27 protein-coding genes, 1 riboswitch and 1 other annotated feature are annotated in these 26,232 nt (G+C 62.5%); of the genes, 12 read left to right on the top strand and 15 right to left on the bottom strand.

Annotated elements, in window-relative coordinates:
* Positions 1-202 precede the first annotated feature (202 nt).
* From BMZ79_RS12890 to BMZ79_RS12880, 3 genes are read right to left on the bottom strand one after another with little or no spacing between them, the layout of a single operon-like run.
* Entirely contained in the window at positions 203-2,224 is a 2,022-nt protein-coding gene (locus BMZ79_RS12890) for a peptidoglycan D,D-transpeptidase FtsI family protein (RefSeq protein ID WP_090640711.1), read from the bottom strand.
* A gap of 43 nt (positions 2,225-2,267) precedes the next feature.
* Positions 2,268-3,437, bottom strand: coding sequence for a transglutaminase domain-containing protein (locus BMZ79_RS12885; RefSeq protein WP_090640709.1), 1,170 nt, complete (start codon positions 3,435-3,437; stop codon positions 2,268-2,270).
* A gap of 58 nt (positions 3,438-3,495) precedes the next feature.
* On the bottom strand, positions 3,496-3,939 hold the full coding sequence (locus BMZ79_RS12880) for a hypothetical protein (protein WP_090640708.1): 444 nt from the start codon (positions 3,937-3,939) through the stop codon (positions 3,496-3,498).
* Between the two features lie 163 nt (positions 3,940-4,102).
* Here BMZ79_RS12880 and BMZ79_RS12875 point away from each other — a divergent pair, with 163 nt between their 5' ends.
* Together BMZ79_RS12875 and BMZ79_RS12870 are read left to right on the top strand one after the other, a co-directional pair.
* Entirely contained in the window at positions 4,103-5,311 is a 1,209-nt protein-coding gene (locus BMZ79_RS12875; protein ID WP_090640706.1) for an MFS transporter, read from the top strand.
* Positions 5,312-5,631: 320 nt separating this feature from the next.
* Positions 5,632-6,003, top strand: a complete 372-nt coding sequence (locus BMZ79_RS12870) for a toprim domain-containing protein (RefSeq protein ID WP_090640705.1) — start codon at positions 5,632-5,634, stop codon at positions 6,001-6,003.
* Between the two features lie 11 nt (positions 6,004-6,014).
* Here the strand turns inward: BMZ79_RS12870 and BMZ79_RS12865 are convergent, their stop codons facing one another.
* Genes BMZ79_RS12865 through cyoE form a run of 3 tightly spaced genes read right to left on the bottom strand, consistent with a single transcriptional unit; the run spans position 6,015 to position 8,469 of the window.
* Positions 6,015-6,959: an AEC family transporter gene (locus BMZ79_RS12865; RefSeq protein ID WP_090640703.1), complete on the bottom strand. Its 945-nt coding sequence runs from the start codon at positions 6,957-6,959 to the stop codon at positions 6,015-6,017.
* A 6-nt stretch (positions 6,960-6,965) separates the two neighbouring features.
* Positions 6,966-7,586 (bottom strand): SCO family protein, encoded by a 621-nt coding sequence (locus BMZ79_RS12860; RefSeq protein WP_177222132.1) that lies wholly within the window; start codon positions 7,584-7,586, stop codon positions 6,966-6,968.
* Positions 7,587-7,599: 13 nt separating this feature from the next.
* Positions 7,600-8,469 (bottom strand): heme o synthase, encoded by an 870-nt coding sequence (cyoE, locus tag BMZ79_RS12855; protein WP_256252733.1) that lies wholly within the window; start codon positions 8,467-8,469, stop codon positions 7,600-7,602.
* Positions 8,470-8,682: 213 nt separating this feature from the next.
* On the opposite strand from cyoE, the gene BMZ79_RS12850 reads away from it, so the two are divergent.
* Together BMZ79_RS12850 and gerQ are read left to right on the top strand one after the other, a co-directional pair.
* On the top strand, positions 8,683-8,994 hold the full coding sequence (locus tag BMZ79_RS12850; RefSeq protein ID WP_371263718.1) for a hypothetical protein: 312 nt from the start codon (positions 8,683-8,685) through the stop codon (positions 8,992-8,994).
* Positions 8,961-9,560 carry a spore coat protein GerQ gene (gerQ, locus tag BMZ79_RS12845; RefSeq protein ID WP_090640698.1) on the top strand — a complete coding sequence of 200 codons (600 nt, stop codon included), beginning with the start codon at positions 8,961-8,963 and terminating at the stop codon, positions 9,558-9,560. Before BMZ79_RS12850 ends, gerQ begins: the two co-directional genes overlap by 34 nt.
* On the opposite strand, the gene BMZ79_RS12840 is transcribed toward gerQ, so the two are convergent.
* A complete protein-coding gene (locus BMZ79_RS12840) occupies positions 9,526-9,834 on the bottom strand; it encodes a hypothetical protein (protein WP_090640697.1) in 309 nt (102 codons plus the stop codon). The genes gerQ and BMZ79_RS12840 overlap by 35 nt on opposite strands.
* Positions 9,835-9,953: 119 nt before the next feature.
* On the opposite strand from BMZ79_RS12840, the gene BMZ79_RS12835 reads away from it, so the two are divergent.
* Complete coding sequence (locus tag BMZ79_RS12835; RefSeq protein ID WP_090640695.1) at positions 9,954-10,940, top strand: metal-dependent hydrolase; 987 nt, start codon at positions 9,954-9,956, stop codon at positions 10,938-10,940.
* A gap of 117 nt (positions 10,941-11,057) precedes the next feature.
* Here BMZ79_RS12835 and BMZ79_RS12830 read toward each other — a convergent pair whose 3' ends face one another.
* Positions 11,058-11,288: an alpha/beta-type small acid-soluble spore protein gene (locus tag BMZ79_RS12830; protein WP_090640693.1), complete on the bottom strand. Its 231-nt coding sequence runs from the start codon at positions 11,286-11,288 to the stop codon at positions 11,058-11,060.
* A gap of 118 nt (positions 11,289-11,406) precedes the next feature.
* Here BMZ79_RS12830 and BMZ79_RS34275 point away from each other — a divergent pair, with 118 nt between their 5' ends.
* The gene (locus BMZ79_RS34275) at positions 11,407-11,583 is read left to right on the top strand and encodes a DUF5325 family protein (protein ID WP_177222131.1); all 177 of its coding nucleotides are present in this window, start codon (positions 11,407-11,409) and stop codon (positions 11,581-11,583) included.
* Positions 11,584-11,648: 65 nt separating this feature from the next.
* Here BMZ79_RS34275 and trpS read toward each other — a convergent pair whose 3' ends face one another.
* Positions 11,649-12,635 carry a tryptophan--tRNA ligase gene (gene trpS, locus BMZ79_RS12825; protein ID WP_090640691.1) on the bottom strand — a complete coding sequence of 329 codons (987 nt, stop codon included), beginning with the start codon at positions 12,633-12,635 and terminating at the stop codon, positions 11,649-11,651.
* Between the two features lie 46 nt (positions 12,636-12,681).
* Positions 12,682-12,942: a binding site (T-box leader), on the bottom strand.
* Positions 12,943-13,087: 145 nt separating this feature from the next.
* Here trpS and BMZ79_RS12820 point away from each other — a divergent pair.
* Positions 13,088-14,113: a YihY/virulence factor BrkB family protein gene (locus BMZ79_RS12820; protein WP_256252710.1), complete on the top strand. Its 1,026-nt coding sequence runs from the start codon at positions 13,088-13,090 to the stop codon at positions 14,111-14,113.
* Positions 14,114-14,248: 135 nt separating this feature from the next.
* Here BMZ79_RS12820 and BMZ79_RS12815 read toward each other — a convergent pair whose 3' ends face one another.
* Positions 14,249-16,195, bottom strand: coding sequence for a beta-propeller fold lactonase family protein (locus BMZ79_RS12815; protein WP_090641004.1), 1,947 nt, complete (start codon positions 16,193-16,195; stop codon positions 14,249-14,251).
* Between the two features lie 16 nt (positions 16,196-16,211).
* Positions 16,212-18,239: a hypothetical protein gene (locus BMZ79_RS12810; RefSeq protein ID WP_090640689.1), complete on the bottom strand. Its 2,028-nt coding sequence runs from the start codon at positions 18,237-18,239 to the stop codon at positions 16,212-16,214.
* Positions 18,240-18,491: 252 nt separating this feature from the next.
* Between BMZ79_RS12810 and BMZ79_RS12805 the strand changes: the two genes are divergently transcribed.
* The 3 genes from BMZ79_RS12805 to BMZ79_RS12795 all read left to right on the top strand — a co-directional run bounded on the left by BMZ79_RS12805 (position 18,492) and on the right by BMZ79_RS12795 (position 20,122).
* Entirely contained in the window at positions 18,492-19,412 is a 921-nt protein-coding gene (locus BMZ79_RS12805; protein WP_177222130.1) for a permease, read from the top strand.
* Between the two features lie 61 nt (positions 19,413-19,473).
* On the top strand, positions 19,474-19,806 hold the full coding sequence (locus BMZ79_RS12800; RefSeq protein WP_090640685.1) for a DUF1980 domain-containing protein: 333 nt from the start codon (positions 19,474-19,476) through the stop codon (positions 19,804-19,806).
* 94 nt (positions 19,807-19,900) lie between these two features.
* Positions 19,901-20,122: an alpha/beta-type small acid-soluble spore protein gene (locus BMZ79_RS12795; RefSeq protein ID WP_090640684.1), complete on the top strand. Its 222-nt coding sequence runs from the start codon at positions 19,901-19,903 to the stop codon at positions 20,120-20,122.
* A 97-nt stretch (positions 20,123-20,219) separates the two neighbouring features.
* Here the strand turns inward: BMZ79_RS12795 and BMZ79_RS12790 are convergent, their stop codons facing one another.
* Positions 20,220-20,582, bottom strand: a complete 363-nt coding sequence (locus tag BMZ79_RS12790) for an O-methyltransferase (RefSeq protein WP_256252709.1) — start codon at positions 20,580-20,582, stop codon at positions 20,220-20,222.
* A 300-nt stretch (positions 20,583-20,882) separates the two neighbouring features.
* On the opposite strand from BMZ79_RS12790, the gene BMZ79_RS12785 reads away from it, so the two are divergent.
* Complete coding sequence (locus BMZ79_RS12785; RefSeq protein ID WP_090640680.1) at positions 20,883-22,139, top strand: methyl-accepting chemotaxis protein; 1,257 nt, start codon at positions 20,883-20,885, stop codon at positions 22,137-22,139.
* Between the two features lie 150 nt (positions 22,140-22,289).
* Here the strand turns inward: BMZ79_RS12785 and BMZ79_RS12780 are convergent, their stop codons facing one another.
* Together BMZ79_RS12780 and BMZ79_RS12775 are read right to left on the bottom strand one after the other, a co-directional pair.
* Positions 22,290-22,949: an SGNH/GDSL hydrolase family protein gene (locus tag BMZ79_RS12780; protein ID WP_090640678.1), complete on the bottom strand. Its 660-nt coding sequence runs from the start codon at positions 22,947-22,949 to the stop codon at positions 22,290-22,292.
* A 17-nt stretch (positions 22,950-22,966) separates the two neighbouring features.
* On the bottom strand, positions 22,967-23,929 hold the full coding sequence (locus tag BMZ79_RS12775; RefSeq protein WP_090640677.1) for an acetylxylan esterase: 963 nt from the start codon (positions 23,927-23,929) through the stop codon (positions 22,967-22,969).
* 141 nt (positions 23,930-24,070) lie between these two features.
* Between BMZ79_RS12775 and BMZ79_RS12770 the strand changes: the two genes are divergently transcribed.
* A complete protein-coding gene (locus BMZ79_RS12770; protein ID WP_090640675.1) occupies positions 24,071-24,934 on the top strand; it encodes a polysaccharide deacetylase family protein in 864 nt (287 codons plus the stop codon).
* A 140-nt stretch (positions 24,935-25,074) separates the two neighbouring features.
* Here the strand turns inward: BMZ79_RS12770 and BMZ79_RS12765 are convergent, their stop codons facing one another.
* The gene (locus BMZ79_RS12765) at positions 25,075-25,875 is read right to left on the bottom strand and encodes a 3D domain-containing protein (RefSeq protein WP_090640673.1); all 801 of its coding nucleotides are present in this window, start codon (positions 25,873-25,875) and stop codon (positions 25,075-25,077) included.
* Positions 25,876-25,981: 106 nt separating this feature from the next.
* A riboswitch (cyclic di-AMP (ydaO/yuaA leader) is annotated at positions 25,982-26,183 on the bottom strand.
* Positions 26,184-26,232 lie beyond the last annotated feature (49 nt).

Genomic DNA, 26,232 nt, shown 5'->3' with positions numbered 1-26,232 from the left:
CGCTTATGGTTTAGCTTATGCAACACTGTTGCCGTTGTGCAACAACGGGACAAGCCGAAGCGGCAAAAAAAAGAAGCGCCCCGCGGCGGCGTCTTCCGCCCGCGGGGCGCTTCTTCGTTGCGATCGGCTCGTTTTCTTCCCGGTTCCGGTCACGTTCCGGCGCCTGCATCGCTCGCCCGTCGGAACGTTCGGACCCGTCCGGTCACGGGTTGCCGCCGACGGAGCCGCCCGACGGCGAACCGGCCGGCTTCTTCGGCACGCCGTCGAAGCCGATGTAATCGTTGTACGCGTCCAAAATTTTGCGCGCGACCGGCGCGGCGCCGTCCGCGCCGAAGCCGCCTTCCGGAATGACCACGGCGACGGCGACGACGGGATCGTCGGCGGGCGCGGACGCGATAAAGACGGAATTCTCGACCGTCTTGCCGCTGACCTGCTGCTGGGACGTCCCCGTTTTGCGCAGCACCTTGTACGGCGCTTCGTTGAATTCCTTGACGCTGACCTTCAGCATGCCGGCTTCGATTTCTTTCCAGTAGGCATCCGGGAAATGGATCTCGTTCAGCACTTCCGGCTTGTAGCCCTGCACGACGTTTCCGTCCGTGTCGCGGATCTCTTTCACGAACTGCGGCTTCATCCGCTTGCCGTGGCTTGCCAGCGTCGCCGCGTATTGGGCGAGCTGGAGCGTCGTGTAGCGGCCCATCTGCCCGAACGACGCGAGAATGAGCGCGGACTGCGAGCTCGCCGCCTCTTTCTCGTGGAAGTAGCCGATGACGCCCTTGCTTTCGTTCGGCAGCCCGCTTCCCGTCTCCACGCCGAGGCCGAACTGCTTCACGTATTTATCCCAGATCTCCACGCCGTTCTTCGGATCCTTCCGGTACAGCGCGTCGCCGACCATCTTGGCCATGAACGGGTTGGACGAATGGGAGATCGCGGATGACGGGTCGAGCGTGCCGTACGCATGCCCCTTGGCGTTGCCGATCCGGCGGCGCGTCGAGCCTTCCTTCCCGTAGTAGAACGAACCCGTATCCGTATACGCGCTGCTCGTCGTGAACAGCTTCTCGTTCAGCCCGATCAGCACGGACAGCGGCTTCTGGGTCGAGCCGAGGAAGACGATGGAGGACGGATGCTTCCGCTGCTCCTTCGGATCGTCGTACGGCCCGATGACCGGACTGACGGCGCCGTTCTGCAGCACGTACTTGATCGCGTTGTAATCGTCGGTGCTGATGCTGCCGCCTTCCCAGATGTTCGGATCGTAATCCGGCATGCTCGCCATGGCGATCACTTTGCCCGTCTTCACTTCCATCGCGACGGCGTACCCCGTCTTGGCGTTCGGCGCACGTTTATCCGTCGGCGTCGTCCGGAGATAATGCAGCTGATCCATGATCGCCTTCTCCGTCGTCTCCTGCACCTGGCGGTTGACGGTCAAATAAATATTGTCGCCTTTGTCAGGCTTCGTCACGACCGGCGGCCCGATGATGCGGCTCGCCGCGTTGACGGGGTACACCTTCAGCCCGTTCTTGCCGCGCAGCACGTCCTGGTACATGTACTCGATGCCGTCATAGCCGACGTCCTCCTGCTGCAAATACTTCAGCCGCGGATCGTCGGTCTTCGCCTTGTCCTTGTACAGTCCGTTCTCGGCGCCGCCGCCGAACTTCTTCAAGTAGCCGACGAGCTGGACGGCCGTGTTGGCCGTGTCGTAGTGCCGGATGCTTTCCTCGACGATGTCGATGCCTTGGAACAGGTCGCGGTTCTCGAGGAAATAGGCGATCTCGTCGGGCGTCAGGCCGCTCTTGATGCGCCGGGGCACGGACACCGTGTTCTTCTTGTAGTCCAGGTCCATGTTCTTGACGATCTGTTCGAGCGACACGGCGGCCTTCGGATCTCCGTGCTGCTGGAACACGTAATAGAGCTGGCGGGCGGTCGCGATGGAGTCTTCCTTCTTCTCGCCCGGCTCGATGCTGTAATACAGCGACTGCGTCGAGGTCGAATACGCGATCGCCTTGCCGCCCGAATCGTAGATGTTGCCCCGGATCGGCGGGATCAGCACCTTCGTGGAGCCCCGCTTCTCCTCTTCCTCGCGAAGCGACGGGCCTTCGACGAACTGCAGGATCGCCAGCCGGACGATCAGGACGCTGAACAGAAAAAACGTGGCGAAAAAGAATAAGTTCAGCCGGAACGCAAAATGTCGGCGTCTCGCGATCTCCCGCTTTTGCGGATCGTCTTCCACGTGCTTGGACCCCTTTCCTCTCCATTATTCCCGCTTGACTTCCTTACGCCTCGCGGATATGCGTCTTGTCGAAGCCCGGCGGGTTGAACCAATCGCCGGACGACGCCCAGGTCGCGTCGAGCGGGATCCAGGCGCCGCTGCCGTCCGCCAGCTTCACTTCGTTCCACGCGTGCGGGCCGTAGCCGCCGTCGCCCGTCATGCCGACGCCGGTCACGACGCGCACGTCGAGCCCGACGGAGCGGGCCATGACCGCGTACAGCCGCGCCACGTCGATGCAGACGCCTTTGCGCGTCTTGAACGTATCCGCCGGCGCTTGTTCCTTCCAAACGCCCCGCTCGACGTAATCGTCCGCCTTGTCCCAGTCGTAGGCGATCCGCGTGCCGACCCAGTCGTACAGCGCGCGCGCCTTCTGCTCGTCGGACTTGTCGCCCTTGATCGCCGCCGCGGCCGCCGCGCCGATATCCGGCGGGATCGTCGCGTCGATCACTTCGTACTTGCGCTCCAGCACCCGGCGGAATTCGGCTTCCACCGCCTGCGTGATGACCGGCCCGCGCTTCAGCACGTCGCCGGCGACGGGATCGAGCAGCTCCGACGCCGTTTTATTATACAGCGCGGAAGCGCGGATGATGTCCGTGCCGAACGCGTTCGGCAGCACGGATACGTAGACGAACAGGCAAGCCATCAGGATGAACGCGCGGCCGCCGCCGAGCAGGGCGCCGATCAGCGCCCCCGTCGTCCGGCTCGCCGTCCCGGCGATCAGCGGCGAACCGCCGCGACCGCGCCCGTCGCGGCTGCGCGCCGGCAGCACGGCGTCCAGCAGGCCGAACAGCACCGGCTCCAGCGCGTTAATAACCACTCGCATCACGATATATAAGAGCAGGAACAGCACGCCGAAGCGCAGCAGCTCGAAGTCGCGCAGGCTGGTGACGGCCGTGTACCAAAACTGCTTCAGCGCGCCCAGGTCTTCCTTCGGCACGGCGATGTCCCGCGCCGCCAGCCAGTCCCGGACGAGCGGAGACAGATAGACGGCCCCCCGGCCGGCCAGCGCGAGCGACACGATGACCGCGATCGCCTGCCAGACAAAAAAGAAAAGGTGCTTCGCGGAACCCGACGCACCTCTTCGCATGCCCGATATCAGGGAAACAAGCAGGATGAGCGCCACCATGAGCGCAACCGGTTCCGGTTTGAGCAGGGTTTGAACCCATGAATGCATGATGAGGCCTCCTTTGAATTTCAGAATGACGCGTCTTGCGGCCAGACCGGCCGGCGAATCAGACGTTCTGCTTCGCCTGGTCGATCAGCGTCCGGATCGTCGCGTCGATTTTCCACTTGCCGAGCGAGGTCCCGCGGAACGAGACTTCCACTTCGTCGTCGCCCGGTTTGCCGTCCAGCTCCAAGTTCTTCGTCTTCACCGTGAACGTGCCGTCCCCGTTATCCGTGAAGGTCGCGTCCTTCGCCTCGCCCGCCATGGCCGAGATCGCTTCCTGCTTCACGCCGTCCGCCACCTTCGTGCCGATGGACTTGACGTCCTCCAGCGAGTAGCCGCTGTAGATGACGACGCCCGCGAGAATCGCGACGACGATCAGCCACTTCACGACCGTCTTCACGATCCGGAGGACGAGGAACAGCACGACGAGCGCGATGACGAGCATCAGCCAGTTGTCTTTGAAAAACTGCACCCATGTATCCGTATCGTAGTTAAAATCAAAGCTCATTTGCGCGCACGCCTCCATTATACCGCCCATAGGTCATTCTACCAACCATTATACCCGAGGACCCTGGGAGCGTAAACCGGCCCCAAGCCCAGACATATCCCGGCCCCGGGCCGCGTACAAGTAGTAACAATCGGTTTGTCCGTCCCGAAGGAGTGATCGCGTTATGAGAACCGCCATCTGGCTGTACCTGTTTCTGTTCGTCGCGTTCTTCGACCTGCACGCCCAATATCCGATCCTGACCCCGTTCGCCGTGTCGCTCGGGGCCGCGCCGTCGTTCATCGGCCTCATGATGGGGCTGTATTCCATCACGCATCTGCCCGGCAATCTGATCGCAGGCGTCGGCGTCGACCGGTTCGGAAGCCGGCTGTTCATCGTCTTCAGCCTCGGCGCCGCCGGCGTCATCCTGCTCCTGCAATCCCACGTGACGAATCCGTGGCAGCTGCTGACGCTTCGTTCCGTCAGCGGCTTCGTGCTGGCGTTCCTCTCGCCCGCCTGCATGTCGCTGCTCGCGCGGATCGCCACGAGCCGCATCCGGCAGCGCAAGCTGATGGCCGGCAACGGCTTCATCCACACCCTCGCCTCCGTCGTCTCGCCGGCCGCGGGCGCCTACCTCGTGGCGCAGATCGGCTTCACGACGGCCTTCGACGTGCTCGGCTGGATCCTGATCGTCACGGCGACCTGCGCGCTCTTCTTCATTCGCGACGTGCCCGCGCAGATGGCCGTGCCGTTGTCCGGCGGCGCGCAGGCGAAGGCCGGCGCGGAAGCGATCGGCATGCGCGTCGAAGCGGCGAAGAAGAGCGGGAAGACGACGGTCATTCCGTGGCTCATCTTCCTGCTGCCCGTCGCCATGAGCTGCGCCCAGGGCATCCTGTCCTTCGAGCTGCCGCTCATGTCGACGACCAAGGAAGGCATGATGACGACGGGACTCCTCTTCTCCATCGTCAGCCTCGGCGCGCTGTTCACGCTCAGCATGCTGTTCCTGAACAGGCGCTCGCCGTTTCAGCGTTCGCTGTGGGGCGCCTTCCTGCTCGCGCTCGCTTATTTCGCGATCGCCGCGGGCGTGCCGATCCCGTTCTACGCGCTGCTGTTCGTCCTCGGCATGGCCAAGGGCGTCATCTTCCCCGCGCTGTCTTCCCTGCTGATCGAGCGAAGCGGCGGCGAGCGGTACGGCCGCGTGTTCTCCATCCTGTCCATCGCCTTCTCCGTCGGCGCCTTCCTCGGCCCGATGCTGGCGGGCCAGCTGCGCGACTTCGTCTCGCCGTACTACATCGCGTTCGTCGGACTCATGATCGCCGTATCCGTGCTGCCCTTCTACGCCGACACCCCGCGCACCCGAGACCGCGCCGACGCCCATTTTTCGCATTCTGGGTAAGCGCACAGGGCTGTTGTCACTCCGGGGCATATAGTACTGTGTGGCAAGCGGCAGTGATGCTTCGCGCAGAACGCCAGACGCCTTAGTCCTCCATAGGCGAAAGAGGGGTGACTCACAATGTCCGTAGAGGGAATCCACGGCCATCACGGCTTCGGTCATATCGGCATTATCCTCGTACTCTTCATCCTGCTCGTAATCGTATTCAGCGGCTGCTTCTGCTAGGACCAATTCGACGTGAATAGACGGCTCGCCGGACGACGGCGGGCCGTCTTTCCGTTTCCGGCGCAAATGCGGTAAGATGGCGGTAAGAGGTGAACGCCATGGACATCGCCCTGATCGTGGAAGGCAAAAACGACCGAAGCCGGCTGCGGCGCGTCCTGAACGCGGACGTGCCCATCCTGTGCACCCACGGCACGCCGGGCGCGCTGCAAATCGACAAGCTCCGCCGCGAAGCCGGCGACAAGCAGATCTACATTTTTACCGACAACGACTCGTCCGGACGGCGCATCCGCGGCATGCTGCGCGACGCCTTCCCCGACGCCGAGCACATTCATACCCGGCGCGGCTATCCCGGCGTGGAGAAGACGCCGGAAGAGTACTTGATCGAGCAATTGGAAAAGGCGGGCCTCGAAGCGTATATCGAGTACCCGCCCGAGAGCGGCGCCATATGGTCGAAAGAGGACGGCATTTGACCGTCCCGCCGTCAAATGTGGAGGAAATAAATCACGGCCGTCACCGTCGCGATGCTGAGCGTCGTCGACAGCAGCACGACCTGGGACGCGAACTCCGGCTCGTTGTCGAATTCGACGGCGAGCAGCACGCTGGACAGCGAGGTCGGGACGGACGAGGACACGATGAGCGCCTTCGCCATCAAGGCGTCGACGGCCGTGAAGCCGTTCGTTCGCATCAGCCAGACGACCGCCAGCGCGAGCAGCGGGCCTCCGATCAACCGAAGGCCGCAGGCGAGCAGCACGTCCTTCATCTTCGGATGGCGGAACGTCAGCTTTATGCTGCCGAGCTGCACGCCGAGCGTGATGAGCGCCGTCCCGATGAAGGCGTTTGCCAAATAGCCGAGCGGCGTGGACAGCGCCTGCGGAATGGGGACCTGCAGCGTATGGAGCAGGAAGCCGAGCGGAATCGCGTAGATGACGGGCTGGCCGAGTATGGTCCGGCGGATATCCTTCGCCCGCAGCTTATGCGCGTTGACGTTGTAGATGCCGTACGTATTCGGGATGAGCGACTGCATCATCATGATCAGCACCTGCACGGAAAGCGTGTACGGGTTCGACGCGAACGCGAGCTGGTTGAGCGGAATGCCGTAATTCGCGCTGTTGTAGAACAGGACGCTGTTGCGAACCGCTCCCCGCATGCCGCCCGGCGTGCCCCGGAGCCGGATCATGACTTCCACGCAGCCGTAGAGCAGGAGCATGAAGACGAAGAAGAACAGCAGCACCTTCAGCAGCACGGACACCGTAATGTCCGTCGTGTACAATAAATTAAAGATGACGGCCGGAGAGAACAGATAAAAGTTGAGCTTCGACAACGTTTTGATGTCCAAAGAAAAAACCCGATGCAGCGTGATGCCTAGAGCGATCATGACTGACAGCGGGATTACGTTGTTCCACAATATGGAGAGAAAAATGGTCATCGGCGCTTATTTTTTGACCAGCGCGTCGATGACGTCCACGATTTTGTCCGCGTTCTGCGTCTCGTCGATGGACCCCGTCAAGTACTTGCGCACCACGCCTTCGCGGTCGACGAACGTAATCACGTCCGAATGCGTGAACAGGTTCGTGCTCGGATCCTTCGCCAGCCCCAAGCCGAAATCCTTCATCAGTTTCTCCGTGTCTTCCTCGCTGTCCTCGCGCAGGAATTTCCAGCCGCCGGCGTCGATGTCGAACTTGCTCGCGTACGTCTTCAGCGCGTCCGTCGTGTCCCGCTTCGGATCGAACGTCACCCACATGAACTCGACGTCCTTGCCGAACGTCCCCTTGTCCTTCAGCTTGTCCTGCACCTGCGTCATCAGGTAGGTGGTCGGCGGGCAAATGTCCGGGCAGTTGGCGTAGAAGAAATAGATCACCCTGACCTTGCCGTTCGTGTCCGCCAGCGTGACCTGGTTATCGTCCAGATCCGTCAGCGCGAAGCTCGGCGCCTTGAGGTTCTGGTCCAGGTTGACGGCGCTGCCCTTCGTGGACGAAAGATACAAATAAAGGCCCATCGCGGCGCAAAGCGCGAGCACCGCGATCGCGAATCCGTACTTGCGCATGACGCGCATAAAGCGTCTCCCCCTAACCGATCGCTCCATTCGTATCCGCGATCATGATCAGGAACACGACCATCAGATAGTTAATGGAAATGAAAAAGTTCGTCTTCGCCCACTTTGTGGTGTCGCCGGCCCGCACGCCCATGATCGTGTGCACGAGCCAGAGCAGCCCGCCGAGCAGCGAAATAACGAGGAACGTGTAGCCGACGTAGTCGTAAGCGAACATGAAAATCCCCGTCGGAATGAGCAGCACGACGTAAGGCAGCATCTGCAGCTTCGTCCGCGGAATGCCCTTCACGACGGGCAACAGCGGGAAGCCCGCCGCGCGGTACTCCTCCACCCGCCGGATGGCGAGCGACCAGAAATGCGCCGGCTGCCACAGGAACAGCAGGGCGAACAAGATCCACGCGCCTTCGTCGACGACGCCCGTGACCGCGCAGTACCCGATGACCGGCGGCATCGCGCCGGAGATCCCGCCGATGGACGTGCTCCACGTCGACGTCCGCTTCAGCCACATCGTGTAGATGACGACGTACACGAAGATGCCGAGCAGGCCGAGCCAGCCCGTGAGCGGATTCACCAGCGTGAACAGCACCGTCACGCCGATAATGCCGAGCACGATGCCGTACACGAGCACCGCGGTCGGATTGAGCCGTTTCGCGGGCAGGGCGCGGTTCTTCGTCCGCTCCATCTTCGTGTCCAACTCGCGGTCCCAATAGTTATTAATCACGCACGCCGATGCCATCGTCAGAGCCGAACCGATGAGCATGTACAGCAGCAGCAGCCAATCGATATCCCATTTGGAAGCGACCCAGAACCCGCCGAAAGCCGCAATCGCGTTTAAGCGAATGATGCTCGGTTTTGTCAGGGCCACATAATCTTTAAGCACAGCCAGCCTCCCCGCTTCCGATCCCGATGAGCGTCGTTTCGGCGCTCATTTCTATGTTTTAAAATCGTTTTTAATCATACCGAAAAAACAAGCTCTTGACAATGTTCGCGGTTCCTGTTCATGAATTTGACACCGGTTGGAACCATTTTGCCCAGAGCCCCATACAGTGTCAATGTGGTTCATGGCCCACCTGAACGAAAGGAAGCGGAAGCTTCGGCGATGGCGGTCGTCAAGTCCGATTCGGCAGAAGCGAAGCCGGCCCGGCTACTGCGCCCCGAAGCCGAACGCGTGTCCGGCAATTGCTTGGATGTCCGCAACATCCGCACGATTCAGCAGATGGTCTACCGGAGTCCGGGCGGCAGCCAGCCGGCGGCCCGGCGGGAACAGCGGCTGGTCGATAAATATAAAGCCCATTGCTTCTACGCGCCCGAGTCTTTCGATTGTCCTGCGGTTTATGAACAAAGTCACCCATTCAAGAAAGCGAGGAGTTACATCTTATGTCTAACGGTTACGGGTACAACACAGCGGTAAGCCCTGCAAGCACGGGCGGATTCCCGGGTTACGGCTACGGCATGCCGACGCAGATGCCGACGACGCTGCCGGCGCAAATGCCGATGCAAATGTCGTCGCAAATGCCGATGCAGCTGCCGGTTCAAATGCCGGTCCAGGCGCAAAGCCAAGGCATGTCGCCGCTCGTTGCGGGCGCGTCCGCGCAGCCGCCTATGATCCCGAACGGATCCTTCATCGCGGCCGGCGGCGGTAACGTCGTCGGGGGGGCTTCGGAAGAATCCTACGTCGAGAACATTTTGCGGATGAACCGCGGCAAAATGGCGACGTTCTACATGACGTACGAGAACAACCGCGAATGGAACGCGAAAGTGTTCCGCGGCGTGATCGAGGCCGCCGGCCGCGACCACATCATCATCAGCGATCCGTCCACGGGCATGCGCTACCTGCTGCTGACGCTGAACCTCGACTACGTCACGTTCGACGGCCCGATCAACTACTCGTACACGTTCAACGGCGTGACCATCACGAATAACACGGCGCTGCCTTCGTCGCCTACGACGAATTCCGCTCCGCTCGGCCGTCCGTAACGGGCTTGAACGTCCAGGCGTGGATTTTCGCCGCGCCGCCCGGCACCCAATCCGCCATATGGCGCCAAGAAGAACGCTCCCCGCAGCGTTCTTTTTTGACGTTCTCCGCCTCCTCCAGGCTGCCCGCGTTCCATACCTCGACGAACAGCTGCGGCTGGTCGGTGCCTTCGTACAGCGCGAAGCCGGGCGCTTCCGAACGCTTGTCCGCGATCCAGGCGCGGTACTGCGCCTCGGCTTCGGGCGCGATCCGATATTCGACGAAACAAATGTACATGAATTTCAGCCTCCCGTTATAAACGCCCACGATTCGGAAAATACTTAAGCGTACATATATGAAGTATACACCATTCCATCAGTCCATTTTCGCATACGCATGCAAGGAGGTTCTCAGCTATGGATAGCGGAACGCATTTGGTCGTAGGCATCGGGCTCGCGGGGCTGGCCGCCGTCGACCCGGTCGTCGCCGGGGATCAGACGCTGTACGCCGCCGTATTGATCGGCACGGTCGTCGGCTCGCAGGCGCCCGATCTCGACGGGGTGCTCCGGCTCAAGAGCAACGCCGCCTACATCCGTCACCACCGCGGCGCGTCCCACTCCATTCCCGCCGTCGCGCTTTGGACGATCGCCATTACCCTGCTCATCGAAGCGATCTTCCGTTTCCGTCTCCCGTGGGTCCATGTCGGCGGCTGGGTGCTGCTCGCGGTATGCGTCCACGTCTTCTCGGATTTGTTCAACACGTACGGGACGCAAGCGGCCAGGCCGTTTACGCAGAAATGGATTTCGTGGAACATCATCCATATTTTCGACCCGGTCATCTTCGTCTCGCACCTTGTCGCCATCGCCTTGTGGGCGCTCCGGGTCGGCGACCCCGCGGTCATCTTCCCGCTGCTGTACGCTTTCCTGATCGTGTACTACATCTGGCGGACCGTGACTCACCGGACGCTGCAGCGGCGGCTCGCCCGGATCGATCCCGATTATCGGCCCGGCGACAAGCACATTCTGATTCCGACGATTTCGCTGCACGACTGGAACGTCGTCAAACGCCGGCCGGACGGCCGCTTCTTCATCGGGGATTTCCGGCAGGGCAAGCTGCGCTGGATCGACAGCGCCCGCTGCGAAGACCATCCCGCGATCGACAAGTCCCGGAACGATCCGTCCATCCGCGCGTTCCTGTACTTCACCTCCTTCGCCTGCGCCGACGTGCAGGAGCATCCCTGGGGCTATGAAGTCCGCTGGTCGGACGTCCGCTACCGGCACCGAAAGCAGTATCCGTTCGTCGGCGTGCTTCTGATGGATAAGGAGCACAAAACGCTCGGCTCGTACGTCGGCTGGCTCAGCGACGAACGGCTGCAGAAACGGCTGCGCATGAACACGTATTGACTCGGAGGGCCTCTTCTTGCAAAATAGAAGAGGCTTTTGCGCGTCCGTTCATGCAAAAACAGAAGCTCAAGGTTGCCCTTGAGCTTCTGGCCGTTGCTTCTTCGATCCGGTTATGGATTAACGGAACTGCGAGGAACCGGAAAGTTGTTGCTCGGCGATTTGGACCAGCTTGCGCGTGATGTAACCGCCGAGGGAGCCGGCGTCGCGCGTCGAGAAGTTGCCATAGTAGCCGTCTTGCGGGATTTGGATACCCAGCTCTTGTGCGGCTTCGTATTTCATTTGCTGAAGAGCTGCGTTTGCTTGCGGTACAACCAACGTATTGCTGCTTCCGTTGTTACGTCCTGCCATGTTGTAATTTCTCCTTTCAACTCTTACGATGGTGTGTTGCAAACTTATTATGATTCGTTCGCGAGGAGAATATGCTAACCTTGCGCAAATATTTGACGAGCTAAAGGAGTAGGTATTCGTGTCCAAGCCCATGGCGTTGTTTTTCGCCGTTTTCTCCGTGCTGCTTATGTGCGCCACCGCTATTTCCATCAGCTATAGCGGCTGGCTCGCGCTCTTGTTTTTCGTTCTGACCGTCTTCAGCATCGGAGCCGGATTCATCGTCAACGCCAAAATGAGACGCCGCAGACAAGGGTAATCCCCCGTCTGCGGCGTTCTTCTTTTTTCCCTATGCCGGCCTTGCGGCCCAAGCTTGCGAGTCGATCAGCGGGGCAGCAGGAAGCCCATGCGCTCCTTCGCCGCGCGAAGGGTCTCGTTGGCGACGGCCGACACCTGCTCCGCGCCCCGCTTCAGGATGTCGTGGATTTCCCCGGAGCCGCGGATATCCGCGTACCGCCGCTGCAGCGGCTCCAGCTTCGCCACGACGTGCTCCGCCAGCTCCTTCTTGAACGCCCCGTAGCCTTGTCCCTCGTAACGCGCCGCGATCTCGTCCAGCGTCATGTCCGCGCAGTGCGCGTAGATGCTCATCAGATTGCTGACTTCCGGCTTCTCGGCCGGATCGAACCGCACCTCGCGCCCGGAATCCGTCGTCGCCCGGCTGATCTTCTTGCGGATGACGTCCGGCGGATCCAGCAAGGCGATGTAGCTGCCCGGATTCGGGTTGCTCTTGCTCATCTTCTTCGTCCCGTCGTCCAGCGACATGATGCGCGCGCCGACCTTCGGAATATACGGATCCGGAATGGTGAACGTGTCGCCGAAGCGCTGGTTGAACCGCTGCGCCAGATCGCGCGTCAGCTCCAGATGCTGCTTCTGGTCGTCCCCGACCGGCACCAGGTCCGCGTTGTAGAGCAGAATGTCCGCGGCCATCAGCGTCGGATACACGAAGAGGCCGGTGCCGACGGACTCCTTGCCGCTCGATTTGTCCTTGAACTGCGTCATCCGTTCCAGCTCGCCCATGTAGGACAGCGTCGTGAACAGCCAGCCCAGCTCGGCATGCGCCGGCACGTGGGACTGCGCGAATACGCTCGCCTTGGCCGGATCGATGCCGGCCGCGATGAACAGCGCCGCGACCGACTCGGTTTGTTCCCGCAGGGCCGCAGGCTCTTGCGGCACGGTGATGGCGTGCAGGTCGACGACCATGAAGTAGCACTCGTGGGTTTCCTGCAGCTTGACGAAATTTTGAATGGCTCCGATGTAGTTGCCCAGGGTCAGCTGACCGCTCGGCTGAATGCCGGATAATACGCGTTTCATGTCTCTACGCCTCCTTGAATGTGAACGCAAAAAAAGCCCTCCGCCGCAAAGGGACGAGGACCGTGGTGCCACCCTAATTCGTTTGCCCGCGTCCCGCTTTTCGCGAATCGTGCCCGCGTCGGCGCGGCAAACCTCCAAGCTTCTTAACGCGAAGCGAAACGGCGATGCATACGGCCGATCCCGGGGATCGCTTTCCTCATCGCGGCTCGGGGATCCATTCGGCCTCGGACGTCCGCGCCGGTTTCCACCGACCACCGGCTCTCTGCAGCATTCGTCCGCGCTTACTTGTTCCCGTCATTGCTTTAGAACGATTATGACGCTCTTGCGCATGGATTGTCAAGCGGAGAAGGACAAGAACCCCCGAAACGCCGCATAGGATAAAGAGCCGCCCTAGTTTGTCCGCTGTGGGGGCTGGTTAATGATCAGTAAACGATATCGAGGAGGAGATCCAGATGGCCAATCCTTGGTCGATGCCCGAATCGGAGAAAGCCAGGCTTCCCGATCCCCGAACCGTACCGTCCGGCGGCACCCGCCCCTCGCCCGCGGCGCAGCCGCGGAAACCGCGGCGCCGCATGGGCGTGCTGTCGTTCTCGAAGCATTTGTACTGCCGGTTCCAGGACGACGACGTGCAGGCGATGGGCGCGCAGCTGACGTATTATTTGATTCTGGCGTTCTTCCCGTTCCTGATCTTCCTGATCGCGGTGCTCAGCTTCGCCGACTTGACGGTGAACGACGTCATCGACCGCATCCGGCCCGTGATGCCGCAATTGTCGGCCCAGACGATCGCGGACTCCTTCAAGGAAATCCAAAACTCGCGCAGCGGCTCCCTCCTCTCGTTCGGCTTGCTGGTCACGCTCTGGTCGGCGTCGAGCGGCGTCGCCGCGATCATGAAGGCGCTGAACAAGGCGTACGACGTCGAGGAGACGCGGCCGTTCTGGAAGGTCAAGGCCTATTCGCTCGTCTTCACCCTCGTGCTCGCGCTCGTGATCGTGTTCAGCCTCGTCATGCTGATCTTCGGCCGCGTCATCGGGGACATGCTGTATCGCGAGACGCGCCTGCCCGGCAGCATCGACGCCGTCTGGAGCATCGCCCAGTTCGCGCTGCCGATCGCCGTGATGGCCGTCGTGTTCGCCGCCATGTACCTGTACGTCCCCAATCTGCGGCTGCGGTTCCGCGAGGTCGTCCCCGGCGCGCTGTTCGCGACGTTCGGCTGGATCGCCACGTCGCTCGCGTTCTCGTTCTACGTCAACAACTTCGGTAACTATTCCAAAACGTACGGCAGCATCGGCGGCATTATCGTCCTGCTCACGTGGCTCTACCTGTCGAGCGTCATCATCGTCCTCGGCGGAGAGATCAACGCCGTGCTGCACTTCGACCGGAACGGCATCACGAAGGACAACTGCAAGCAATTCGCCATCTCGATCCCGCTGCTGAACCGGCACAAGGACAAGAAAGACCACGCCACACGGGCAAAATAAACGCCCTCTCCCGGCACGGTGCCGAGCCTGCGGCGGCCTCCGGGTCCGATCCGCCGCAGGCCGACGCCGACGCCCGCCCGCCTATCGGCGGCGCAAAAAGCCGCAGCGCTCACGCTGCGGCTATCGTCCGTTCCGCTACTGAATCTGCTTCAAATACGCCGCCAAGTCTTGGATTTCCTTATCGGACAGCTCCGACGCATGCCCGTGCCGGTCGCCGGCCCGCTTCACGACGTCCTCCAGCGTCGGCGCGCTGCCGTCGTGCAGATAAGGCGCCGTCGCGTAGACGCCGCGCAGCGTCGGGGTATCGTAGACGCCGCGCAGGCGCTTGTTCGCGAACGCGCCGCGCGCGTCGCCGCCGTAATCGACGTCCGCGCCGTTAACGGTCCCGACGTCGTGCAGGAAGTCCGTATCGGCCGTCGTCAGCTTGCCGTCCGAGCCGACGGCCATCGCGCTGTCGGTCATGACGTCGGTCGCGTGGCAGGCCACGCACTGCGCCTTGCCCTCGAAGATCGCCTTCCCCCGCTCCGCGTCCTCGGTCAGCTGGCCGTCCGCCGTCCGGAACGGGCTGCGCGGCACCGGAAACGCGTCGGGCATGGTCATGTACGCCTCCAGCGCGTCGAACAGCTTCCGCGCGTCCGCGGGCAGCGGCTTCGCCGGATCGACCTCGCTTAGCCCGCCCATCTCGCCCTGCACCGTATGGATATAGTCATAGAAGTCGTCGCGGCTGCCGTCCCACATGAAGAGCCCCGTCTCGAACGCCAGCGCGTTGCTCGGCACGTTGCGCGGTCCCTTGGCCGTCATGATCGACAGCCGGTCGACCTCGCCGTCGGAATGGCAGGACGCGCAGCTCATCCAATTGTTCCCCGCAAGCGGATTGTCGTCGGAGTTCGCGCTGTAGAACAGCGTCTTCCCGAGCCGCTGCTGCGCGTTCAGCAGGTCCCGCGCGACCAGCTTCACCGGCTCGCCGTCCACGCGGGCCTGCCCGCCTTCCTCTTCCGTCGGCGGCAGCGTCACGACGGTCAAATCGTGCGAGCTCGCGTTATGCACGTACAGCTTGCCGCCGTCCGGCGACAGCGCCATGCCGATCGGCAGATCGCCCGGCAGGTGGTGGATGATTTGCCCCGCGCGGCCGCCCCGCGCCAAGTCGAAGACGAGCAGGTCCTCGCTGCCGCCCATGAGCGCGTACGCCTTCTTGCCGTCCGGCGAGAAGACGACGTCCGTCGGATTGGAGACGATGATCGTCTTGCCGAATTTGTCCCTGACGTCGATCGCCTTGAACAGCTCCTTGCGGGCCTTGGCGTCCTCCTTGCCCGTCCGCGCGTCCACGACGGACAGCGCCGGGAAGATCACTTCCTCGAACTGGACCGGCGTGTCCGTGTTCGTCAGCAGATGCGCTTCCCACAGCGAGCCGCCGTCCGGCGTCAGCCGGACCTGCTCCACCGTGTTCGGCGTGCCCTGGCTCTTCTTCCGGTCGGCGACATCCGGGGAAGGCGCCAGCGTGCCGTCGCTTACCCGCTTCATCGTCGCCGTGTCGAAGATCGACGTCTCCGCGGTCAAATAATCGGACACGTACAGCCTCCCGCCGTCCGCCGACAGCGCCAGCGCGCGCGGGTTGTCCCCCGCGGAGACGCTGTCCTTGACCTGCCGGCTCTCGGCGTCGACGGCCGACACCGTGCCGGAGCGATAGTTCGTGACATACAGCGTCCGGCCGTCCGGGCTCGCGACGATGCCGTACGGCTCGATGCCCGTCTTGACCGAGCCGAGCACGCTGCCCTTGGCGACGTCGACCCATTCCACCGAATCGGCATAGCGGCACGTCACGTAGAGCGTCTTCCCGTCCGCCGACAAAGCCAGCTCGCGGGGCTCCTTGCCGACGGCGATTTCCTTCGCGACCTTGCGGTTCTTCGCGTCGACGACGGACACGGTGTTGCTGTCGCCGTTCGCTACGTAGAGCGTCTCCCCGTCCGGGCTCGCGACGATGCTGCTGCCGGACTGGGGAGCCGGGGCCGCCTTCTCCCCGTCATGGGCGCAGCCGCCGAGCAACGCCGCGGCGGCGAGTGCTCCAGCACCCGCCGCCGTCATGACCGCCCGCCGTCCGTTAATCGGTAACTTCGACCGGAAGAAGGATCGGAGCAATCCCATGTTCACCATGTCCCTTCTGAATTTGCGGCACCGTGTCGCCGTCGGTGTTGCCGGAATCGTCGCCTTCCTTGTACGCGTCGCCGGTATCCCAGAATTCGCTGGCCTGCATGCCCTCGTCGAGCTTCGGCCCGTTGACGACATGCTTGAAGAACGTCACGTAGCGCTCTTGAATCGCGCTTTGGTCCAGCGCTTTCGCCGCATCGGCGTCGCCGCTCGTGTTCTTCAGATGTTCGAGCGCCAGACGGAACACCGCGGAGACGCCGCCCGCCGTGAACGCGTCGTAGCTGGCTTTGTCGCCGTTCGTCTTGTACGCCTGCAGCCCGTCGTCCCACAGCTTCTCGTCCATGGCCGCGTACAGCTTGCGGGCCGCGTCGCGGTACTTCTCGTCCTCGGTGACGAGGAACGCGGACGTCAGCCCGCGGATGGCGCCGATCTGCGCCCGAAGCGAAGTGTCGGCGCTCGCTTCGCCCTTCGCCGTGTCGTAGCCGGTCACGGCCAGGCCGTCCTTGTTGATCAGCGAATTCAGGATAAAATCCGCCTGCTTCACGATCATGTCCTTCGCCGCGGCGCCTTGCGGCGTATTCAGGCCTTCGGCCGCTTCGCCGTTCGCGTAGCCGACCGGCAGGCCGTCGATCGCGCGCTCGAACATGCGCAGCGCCTCGATCGTATAGCCCGCCTGGAACGTGTCCACCTGCGCGCCCTGCGCGGCGCCGTCCGATTCCGTCACGAACGCGCCGGCCTTCTCGTTCCAGTGGCGGTTCTTCACGTTGTCGAACACGGCGAGCAGCACGTCGCGCGCGACGGTGTACGGGTCCGTGGAGTCGACGTCGTTGGCGTCGTCGGCATCCGTGTTGACGGCCGGCGCCGCCGGGAACGGGTCGCCGTCGAAGACGCGCGCGAACGCCGGGTTGCGGTTCGGGTTCGCCGGGCGCTGATCGGTCATGCCGAAGAACTCCGACGCCGGCCAGAGCATCAGCCACTGATCCTGCAGCAGGCTGCGGCCGTCGGATACCTTCAGGCTCTTGACGCCGGCGAAGTCCTTGCTGCCGTCCTCCTCGACGTCGACCGCGTGCGGCAAGTAGCCTTCGGACGAAGCCGACAGCGCGCCGACCGACTTCGCGGATGCGTTATAGAACAGGTTGTCGCGGACGTACAGCAGCTTGTTCCAGACCTCGTCGGTCAAAATCATCCCCTGCATGCCGTCGACGGAGCTGACGCCGAGCTTCAGCCCCTGGCCGCCTTCCGGCCCTTCCTTCGCCGTCGACGCGTCCACTTCTTCGTCGCTCTTCGCGTCGTGGAGGTTGCCGAGGAAATCTCCGGCCCACAGCGACTGCTTCAGCATCGCGCCGCCGTACGCGGCCGGCACGAGCTGCTTCTTCATCTTGTCGCGGTCCCAGCGGAGCGACGCGAAATTCACTTGGTAATTCGGGATGTACGCGCCGTTCTCGCCGTCGGCGAACTTGCCGGTATCGACCGGCTGCGGGTATTGCGGGTCGCCCGAGGCATATTCGATGAACGTCGGGAACATGTTCTGCTGAATGTCCTCCGCGGGCTGGCCGACGCTCTCGGCCATATGCCGGAACCGGGACGCGAGCAGCTCGTTGTTGGAGACGCCGGCCGCCTTCGCTTCCAGCGCGGTCGCCGGGCCGTTCGCCAGGTGCAGGCCGAGCCCGGACTTCTCCACGACCTCGTACATGCCCTCCTCGGAATACTCGTACGATTCGATGCCCGCTTTATAGTCGAACGCGGTCGGCTCGTCGATCTTGCCCGCGTCCAGCACGTCGAGATCGACGCCGAGCGACTCCGCCAGCGGTTCGCCGGACAGCTCGAATTCCGCGTAAGCGAACATGTTGCCGGCCGTGTCGAAATTATAGTCCGTCACCTTGACGTGCGCGCCGTCGTTGCTGCAGCCGGCTGCCGCCGCCGAGACGGCGAGCAGCGCGGACATCACGGCGGCTCCGGTCGTTGTTTTGCGCCATTTCATCGAAAGAAGACCCCTTACCTATAAGAGTGAATGGATGGAAGATGATGTCGATCTAATTAACAATGATAATCATTATCACGCAAAGCGAATTCTACTCTTTTTCCCAAGCGTTGGCAACGTTTTTTTTGCGGGCCGCGCAATTTCGGCGCAAAGTTTGTCCTGCTCGCGAACGGGCCCGCATACCTTAATCGTAGCCGCGTTTTCGTCATGCGCCCGATGCGCTTGCGCCGGCGGGAAAGGAGCTTCGGCGACGTGCACGATTTCCAGCATATTTTCATCAGCATTATTATAGAAGCGTTTCCGTTCATCCTGCTCGGCGTCCTCGCGTCCGCCGTGCTGCAGGTGTTCGTGTCCGACCGGCTGATCGCGCGGCTGACCCCGCGCAACCCCGTCGCCGGCGTGCTCTTCGGCTGCCTGCTCGGGCTGCTGCTGCCGCTGTGCGAGTGCGGCATGATTCCGATCGTCCGCCGGCTCATCCGGAAGGGCATGCCGCCCTACATCGGCATGGTGTTCATCTTCGCGGGTCCGGTTCTCAATCCGATCGTGTTCGCTTCCACCCTGGGCGCGTTCGCCGCCGAGCCTGCGATCGCCTATGCCCGGATGGGCCTCGCTTTCTTCGTCTGCCTGCTGCTCGGCTTCGCGCTGTACGCGTTCATGAAGCGCAATCCGCTCAAGCTCGGCCTGCACTCCTTCGTCTCGCCCGGCCGCCGGCCGGACGGCGATTACCAGTACAACCACGGCCATGCGAACGGCGGCGTCGCGGAAAGGGTGCAAGCAACGTTCGCGCACGCGTCGGAGGAGTTCTTCGATATCGGCAAATATCTGATCATCGGCGCCTTCGTCGCCGCGCTCGCGCAGTCGCATGCCGATCCGGGCCTCCTGACGGCCGTCGCCGCCTCGCCCGCGCTGGCCTCGCCGTTCATGATGGCGGCCGGCTTCGCGCTGTCGCTCTGCTCGACGTCCGACGCGTTCGTCGCCTCGTCGTTCCACGGCGTCTTCGGCCCCGGCGCGCTGCTCGCGTTCCTCGTGTTCGGCCCGATGGTCGACGTCAAGAACGTCCTGCTGCTCTTCTCCGCCTTCCGCAGCCGCACGATCGTCGGCATCATCGCGTTTCTGATTGCCGCGGTCTGGATCGGATCGCTGCTGACGGAGAAGCTCGTATTCGGAACCTGAATCCCATGATCCACATGAACCGCGCGAATCCCGCTCATCCCGAAGAAGGAGGTCATGCGCCATGCCGCCCTTGTCGACCCGGCAGCGAAGAACGATCGCGCATCATTTGATCCGGTGCTGCATCCTCGCCGCCTTCGGCTTCTACATCGTCTTCCTGACGCGCGCCGGCGCTCTCGTCCGCTACGTCGAGCCGAATCTTGCCACGGCCGTCAAGCTGTCCGCGATCGGCCTGTTCGCGACGGCCATCTACCAGCTTCACGCCGCGCTCCAGGAATGGCAAGGCACCTCGGCCGCCGCCTGCGACTGCAACCACGAGCCGCCCGCTTCCCTGGCCGCCAACGTGCTCGTCTACGGGCTGTTCCTGCTTCCGCTCGCGCTCGGCTTCGCGTTCTGAGCTGGCAATAATTACATCCCGATCCGGAGCGGCGCCGCCGAATAAACGCTTCCAGCGCACCCATACTAAGGGTACGCGAAGGAGGTGAAGACGAATGGCGAACAACCGCAGCAGCAACTCCCTGCTCGTCCCGCAATGCAACGCGGCGCTCGATCAAATGAAGTACGAGGTGGCCCGCGAAATCGGCGTGTCGATTCCGCAAGACGGGTATTACGGCATGATGGCGACCCGCGACGCCGGCGCGCTCGGCGGAAACATCACGCGCAGACTCGTGCAAATGGCGGAAATGCAGCTTGCAGGAAGAGCTTCCCGGTAACGGCCAAGCGAAGTTCCTCCAAGGCAACCGCTTCATAGAGACGAAAAAAGCTGCCCCATGAGCCGAGGCAGCTTCTTTGTTATGTATGAAGGCGCGGTCAAGGCGCGTCGCGCAGGGTTTGCGGCCCGTGCTTCGGCGTATACCGGAACATGCCGCTCGCCAGATTGTAATTGCTTTCGAAGAGAATGCCGGCCGTCCAGGCGCCCGACCGGACCGAGAAATCGTACATGATCTCCCCGTGCGTCCAACTGCGTTTCAGCTTGATGGAATCGACCGCCATCTGGCGGAACGCCTGCACCTGCTCCCGCGTCATTCCCTGCTCCGCCGGCCCGATCCGCCCGTTTTTGCTTTCGATGGGGTTATGGCGAACGCCGTACTTCCCGACGACATTGTTGCGGATTTGAATGATTACGGTTCCCGCCAACGAATAAAGCAGCTCGTCTTCCAACTGTCTAAACACGAAATCGATTTGCCGAGATAAAGGCATTGCCTCCAGATTCACTATTCCCGCCTCCGTCGTCCTGTTTTAGATGAAACTTCCATCTCATCCAATGGTCCCATTATAGGACAACATTCCCAATCTTACAACAGTTTTTTACAAATACCTTACAGATTTTTTGGTCCTTTCGACACCCGACCTCGGACATATTACAGTACTTTCGACATGAGTCGTTCGAATCGAACCGGATGAGACGAATATAGACAAAAAGCACTGCAATGCTATAATAGGATTATTCCAAAATTAGGAGGAGCGAGCCTCATGCCATGGTTCTCTTCATTATCGATTCGTAATAAACTGCTGACGGGCTGCTACGCCATCGTCGCGCTGTTCGCGATCGCCCTGCTGCTCGGATTGGCGATTACCGGCGGCAGCATGCTGCTCGGCCTCTGCATCGTCGCGATCGCCGCAATCGTCGCGTATCCGCTTGTCCGCGTGATGGAGACAGCGCTTACATCCTCCATCCAAGACATGACGTCCATCGCGTTCGGCATCGCCAAGGGCGACTTCACCCAGAAGGTGGACGTTTCCTCCTCCTCGCTCGGCGAGCTCGGGCATTCGTTCAACAGCATGGTGGACAAGCTTCGCGACATCTTGAAGGAGACCTCGACGATCTCGCGCGTCGTCAACGATACGAGCCGCAGCATTTTCGATAAAAACGTCGAGCTGAAGCAGGTTATGGAGCAGGTCGCCGCGTCGGCCGGCGAGCTGGCGACCGGAGCGGGCGAAATCTCCGAGGACGTCGGCGACATGGCGGAATCCATTCGCGAGATCGAAGACAAGGTCGGCGCCTACGCCCACGCGACGCAGGAGATGAACGCGCGCTCCGAGCAGACGCTCGGCCTCGTCGCCCGCGGCCGCCAGGCCGTCGACAGCCAGGCGCAGGGCATGACGCGCAACGTCGAGGCGACGGCGCAGGTCGCGGCCACGATCGAGGATCTGGCGCGCAAGGCGCAGGGCATCTCGTCCATCACGCGCACGATCTCCGACCTGGCGGAGCAGACGAACCTGCTGTCGCTGAACGCCTCGATCGAAGCGGCCCGCGCCGGCGAGCACGGCCGCGGCTTCGCCGTCGTCGCGCAGGAGGTCCGCAAGCTGGCCGAGGAATCCACTTCCTCCACGAAGGAAGTCTTCACGCTCGTCCGCGACATCGACGCCGGCGTGCGGCAGGCGATCGCGAACATCAAGGTCAACGAAGAAGTCGTGCAGCTGCAGCTGCACATGCTGCGGGATTCCGAGCACGTCTTCTCGGAGCTTGTCGGGAGCGTCGAGTTCATCACGGCCGAGATCGCCCGCTTCTCCGCCGAGAGCGACGCGATGCTCGAAAGCGCGCGGAAGATTTCCGAAGCGATCCAGAGCATCTCCGCCATCACGCAGCAGTCCGCGGCCGGGACGGAGCAGGTGTCCGCCGCCATGAACGAGCAGATCGGCTCCGTCCAGGCGGTCGTCTCCGAGACGGAGAAGATGCAGCAGATCGTCATGCAGCTGCAGCGCACGATGTCGATCTTCAAAATTTAATCCGCGTCCCGCCCGCGACGCCTTGCGCGGCGGTCGCGACGCGGAAAGAGCCGCCCCCGGTCAAAGCCGGGGGGCGGCTCTTTCGTCTGCTCGCTTATCGCGCCGGGACGCGCGCGTCTGCATGCGTGACTTTACGTTACTCGCGCAGCTCTACAGCCCTTTGCCGTATTCGTAGCCGATCGCGCTCAAGAACGCGCGCGCCAGCACGGCGTGGCCGATCTGGTTCGGGTGGACGCGGTCCCAGGCGAGCGTGCCGGCGTAGAGATGCTCCAGCACGGCGTTGAACGCCGCCTGCGTGTCGACGAACAGCGTGCCGTACTTCTCGGCCACGCGCTTGACGGCCGCGCCGTAGCGGTCCATTTGCGCCCGCATGAGGTCGTTCTCGTTCGATTCGATGTAGAACGGCGTCATCAGGACGAGCCCTTTCAGCTGCGGCAGCGTCGCCGCGACGAGCGAATCCAGCGTCGCCTCGTACTCGTCCAGGTACACGTGCGATTCCTTGATCGTCGGCGTATCGAACTGCCGCCAGACGTCGTTCGTGCCGATCATGACCGACAGCCAGTCCGGCTTCAGGTCCACTACGTCGGTCTGCCAGCGTTCCTTGAGATCGCGCACGTTGTTGCCGCCGATCCCCATGTTCGTCACGCGGATGCCGCGCTCGGGGTAGGCCGCCGAAATCAGGGCGTCGACGAGGCCTACGTAGCCTTTGCCGATCGCGTCGAACAAGCCTTCCCCGACCGGTCTCGCCCGGCCGCAGTCGGTGATGGAATCGCCGATCATGACCAATCTTTCGTTATTGCCGATAAGCATGCCGCGTCAGCCTCCTCTTAATAATCGCCCAGGAAGAATCGAATCGTCTTGTCGTTGAAGCCCGGCAAGCCTTCGTGGCCGAAGTCCGGGTAGATTTCCAGCCGCTTCGGCGCGGTGATCTTGTTGTACGCGGCGAATTGCGTCGACGGCGGGCAGATCGTATCCATGAGGCCGACGCCCATCATCACCTCGCCCCGGATGCGGTTCGCCAAATGCTGAATGTCGATGTAGCCGAGCTTCGTGAAGATCTCGTCCTCCCGCTTATGCTGCGGATCGAAATGGCGGAAGTACGTGCGCAGCTCCGCGTACGCGTCCTTGGCCAGGTCCATTTGCCACACCCGGCGGTAGTCGCTCAGGAACGGGAACACCGGCGCCAGCTTCTTGACGCGCGGCTCCAGCGCCGCGCAGGCGATCGTCAAAGCGCCGCCTTGCGAGCCGCCCATGGCATAGACGCGCTCCGGATCCACTTCGGGGCTGCCGATCGCGATGCCGGCCAGCTGCGCGCAATCCAGGAAGACGTGCCGGAACAGCAGCTCGTCCGGATGATCGTCCAGCCCGCGGATGATATGGCCGTTCAGCGTCGTGCCCGTTACGCCTCCGCCGTCCTGGGAATAACCGCCCTGTCCGCGGACGTCCAGCGCGAAGACGGAGAAGCCGAGCGATACGATGCCCAGCTTGTCCGTCCAGTCGCCGGCGTTGCCGCTGTAGCCGTGAAATTGGACGACCGCCGGATGCGGCCGTTCCGCATCGCGCGGACGCGCGTACTTGGCATGGATCCGCGCGCCGCGGACGCCCGTGAAATATAAATCGAAGCATTCGGCCGACGGCGTCTGGAATTCGCTCGGCACGAGCTCGACCGCGGCGTCGACGGCGCGCATCTCCGCCAGCGCCCGTTCCCAGTAATCGTCGAAATCGGCAGGCCTCGGATTGAGTCCTGAATACGTTTGCAATTCCTTGAGCGGCATATCGATCGTTGGCATTGGAACGCTATCCCCTTTTTCGCGTGATCGGTTCCTTCTCATGTTACGTCTTCAATGCAACGCTGTAAAGTGCCGATTCCGATTTTCGTGAATGCGCGATTACGCAGGCGGGCAAAATGACTTCATGAAGGAGGGACGGCCATGCGAAGATGGTGGGAAGCGCGAAAAGCGCTGCTGCTGGCGGCATGCATGCTGCTGGCCGCGTCCGCGGGGGCCGAGCCGGCAAGCAGCAAGCGGTCCGCCGCGGCGGGAAGCGAATACCGACCTCAAGCGCAGCATCCGTCCGAAGAGACCGGCGCCTTCTCCGGCGTCCGGCGCCCGAAGAAGAAAAAGCCCGCGATTTCGTGGGTGGCGCTGCAGCAGCGCTATCCCGGCGCCTTCGTCATCGGCGGCTCCCGGCGCTTTCGCCGGGTCGCGCTGACGTTCGACGACGTGCCGGATCCCCGTTACACGCCGCAGGTGCTCGAAACGCTGGCGCGCTACAAGGTCCGCGCGACGTTCTTCGTCGTCGGCCAGCGCGCGGCCGCCCATCCCGCGATCGTGCGGCGGATGCAGCGGGAAGGCCACATCATCGGCAATCATTCCTTGAACCATCCCGTCTTCTCGCGGATCTCGCAGTACGCCATGCAGCAGCAGGTTCTGCGGACCGACTGGATTCTGCGGCCGCTCGTCGGCTACAGCCCGAGATTCGTTCGTCCGCCGTACGGCGAGATCACGCCGGCGCAGGTGGAATGGCTGAGCGGCAAAGGCTTCACCGTCGTCAACTGGGACGTCGACTCCGAAGACTGGCGAAGCATCGACAGCAGCGCCATTCTCATCAACATCAAGCGGACGCTGCAGCCCGGCTCGATCGTCCTGCAGCATGCCGGCGGCGGCACGGGGCAGGATCTGTCCGGCACGGTCGCGGCGCTGCCGCGCCTGATCAAGCTGCTGCGGAGCAAAGGCTACGCGATCGTCACGCTGCCGGAGCTGCTCGGCCGTCCGGCGGCCCGCCGGCTGCCCTGAGCGGGCCGAACGGCTTGCTTTCGCCGAGCCGCCGCGCCCGGAGACGATTGTCGCACTGCCCGTGATGAAGCTACCGCGCACGAATAAACGCAGCATAGAAAACGGCAGCCCCCCGCGGGCTGCCGTTTGTCATCGTGCGCTTATTTATTGAGAATGAAGACCTTGACGTTCTGGAAGCCGAACTCGCTGGCTTGCTTCTGCGATTGCGGAACGAAAATATCGATTCGGTTGCCGGAGATGGCGCTGCCCTGGTCGGACGCGACCGCGAGCATGCCGCCGGACGGCAAACCGCCGTGGTCGTAGCCGGTAATGTACACTTTGGTTCCCATCGGAATGACGTCGGGATCGACCGCGATCGTTCCGAGCTTCAGCGGGTTGCCGAAGTAGTCGACGGGGCCCCAGCCGTTCTCGGAGGCCGCTGCCGTATAGGCGCTTGCTTTGACCGTCATGACGTCCGAGTAGACGTACGACTTGCCGTTCACCGACACGCGGTCGCGCTGCGGCTTCCTGGCGGCCGATGGCTTGACCGTCGTTTTCTTGACGCCCGTCTTCATGGTTTTCGAAGCAGTCGCTGCCGCTTTCTTCGCCGGCGCTTTCTTAGCCGCCTTCGGCGCGGATTTCTTCGCCACGGCCGCCGGGGCTTTCTTCGCAACGGCAACCTTGGCTTCCTGCTTCAGGACGCGCGCAGGACCCGCGGTCTTGACTTTCTCGGCCGCCGGGATGACCAGCATCAAGCCGTCGTAGATGTTGCCGGCTTCCACGAACGGGTTCGCCTGCTGCAGCAGATCGACGCTGACGCCGAACTTTTGGGACAGCTTCCAGAACGTGTCGTCGTTCTGTGCTTTGTACGTGCCTTCCGCGTGCGCGGCTGCGCTTTGGGCGAAAATGACGAGGCCGAGCGCGGCGGCCACGATGCCCTTCTTCCAATGATGACGATTCATGTTGTCGGTTGCCTCCTTAGGATTTACGGTCGCATGCCCGGAAAGCAGGCATAAGAACGTCATTACGAAGAGGACAGATCCGCCGAGCGGGTGCGGAACGAAGACGCCATCTTCGCATGCGGCCTACGAGGTTAGTTGTCGGATTCGGGTCGAGGAGTTCGACCCTACGCGCGGAACGCGCGATTCACCCCAGCGCCAAAAGCGCGGTGAACCCGTCATGTGATACGCATCAGATGACGGGAACGGAGCAACGTGACTTGCTCCCAAAAGATCCCCCGTACGAGTTATCGTTTCGGCTCGCGTAATAGGATAACACAGCTGCTTCGGCCAACCTACCGGTAAATCCGTCCAGCAGGC

Origin of the sequence: Paenibacillus sp. UNC496MF, assembly GCF_900113915.1 — a bacterium.
In the GTDB taxonomy this organism is placed as follows: Bacteria; Bacillota; Bacilli; order Paenibacillales; family Paenibacillaceae; genus Paenibacillus_Z; species Paenibacillus_Z artemisiicola.
The sequence above is the reverse complement of the archived record's forward strand: the minus strand, read 5'-3'. Positions and strand labels throughout refer to the sequence as shown.

Excerpts from the sequence above, each read along its gene's own strand:
- BMZ79_RS12885 (WP_090640709.1), bottom strand. The coding sequence starts at position 3,437 with ATGCATTCATGGGTTCAAACCCTGCTCAAACCGGAACCGGTTGCGCTC.
- BMZ79_RS12880 (WP_090640708.1), bottom strand. The coding sequence starts at position 3,939 with ATGAGCTTTGATTTTAACTACGATACGGATACATGGGTGCAGTTTTTC.
- BMZ79_RS12875 (WP_090640706.1), top strand. The coding sequence starts at position 4,103 with ATGAGAACCGCCATCTGGCTGTACCTGTTTCTGTTCGTCGCGTTCTTC.
- BMZ79_RS12870 (WP_090640705.1), top strand. The coding sequence starts at position 5,632 with ATGGACATCGCCCTGATCGTGGAAGGCAAAAACGACCGAAGCCGGCTG.
- BMZ79_RS12865 (WP_090640703.1), bottom strand. The coding sequence starts at position 6,959 with ATGACCATTTTTCTCTCCATATTGTGGAACAACGTAATCCCGCTGTCA.
- BMZ79_RS12860 (WP_177222132.1), bottom strand. The coding sequence starts at position 7,586 with ATGCGCGTCATGCGCAAGTACGGATTCGCGATCGCGGTGCTCGCGCTT.
- BMZ79_RS12850 (WP_371263718.1), top strand. The coding sequence starts at position 8,683 with ATGGCGGTCGTCAAGTCCGATTCGGCAGAAGCGAAGCCGGCCCGGCTA.
- gerQ (WP_090640698.1), top strand. The coding sequence starts at position 8,961 with ATGTCTAACGGTTACGGGTACAACACAGCGGTAAGCCCTGCAAGCACG.
- BMZ79_RS12840 (WP_090640697.1), bottom strand. The coding sequence starts at position 9,834 with ATGTACATTTGTTTCGTCGAATATCGGATCGCGCCCGAAGCCGAGGCG.
- BMZ79_RS12835 (WP_090640695.1), top strand. The coding sequence starts at position 9,954 with ATGGATAGCGGAACGCATTTGGTCGTAGGCATCGGGCTCGCGGGGCTG.
- BMZ79_RS12830 (WP_090640693.1), bottom strand. The coding sequence starts at position 11,288 with ATGGCAGGACGTAACAACGGAAGCAGCAATACGTTGGTTGTACCGCAA.
- trpS (WP_090640691.1), bottom strand. The coding sequence starts at position 12,635 with ATGAAACGCGTATTATCCGGCATTCAGCCGAGCGGTCAGCTGACCCTG.
- BMZ79_RS12820 (WP_256252710.1), top strand. The coding sequence starts at position 13,088 with ATGGCCAATCCTTGGTCGATGCCCGAATCGGAGAAAGCCAGGCTTCCC.
- BMZ79_RS12815 (WP_090641004.1), bottom strand. The coding sequence starts at position 16,195 with ATGACGGCGGCGGGTGCTGGAGCACTCGCCGCCGCGGCGTTGCTCGGC.
- BMZ79_RS12810 (WP_090640689.1), bottom strand. The coding sequence starts at position 18,239 with ATGAAATGGCGCAAAACAACGACCGGAGCCGCCGTGATGTCCGCGCTG.
- BMZ79_RS12800 (WP_090640685.1), top strand. The coding sequence starts at position 19,474 with ATGCCGCCCTTGTCGACCCGGCAGCGAAGAACGATCGCGCATCATTTG.
- BMZ79_RS12795 (WP_090640684.1), top strand. The coding sequence starts at position 19,901 with ATGGCGAACAACCGCAGCAGCAACTCCCTGCTCGTCCCGCAATGCAAC.
- BMZ79_RS12785 (WP_090640680.1), top strand. The coding sequence starts at position 20,883 with ATGCCATGGTTCTCTTCATTATCGATTCGTAATAAACTGCTGACGGGC.
- BMZ79_RS12780 (WP_090640678.1), bottom strand. The coding sequence starts at position 22,949 with ATGCTTATCGGCAATAACGAAAGATTGGTCATGATCGGCGATTCCATC.
- BMZ79_RS12775 (WP_090640677.1), bottom strand. The coding sequence starts at position 23,929 with ATGCCAACGATCGATATGCCGCTCAAGGAATTGCAAACGTATTCAGGA.
- BMZ79_RS12770 (WP_090640675.1), top strand. The coding sequence starts at position 24,071 with ATGCGAAGATGGTGGGAAGCGCGAAAAGCGCTGCTGCTGGCGGCATGC.
- BMZ79_RS12765 (WP_090640673.1), bottom strand. The coding sequence starts at position 25,875 with ATGAATCGTCATCATTGGAAGAAGGGCATCGTGGCCGCCGCGCTCGGC.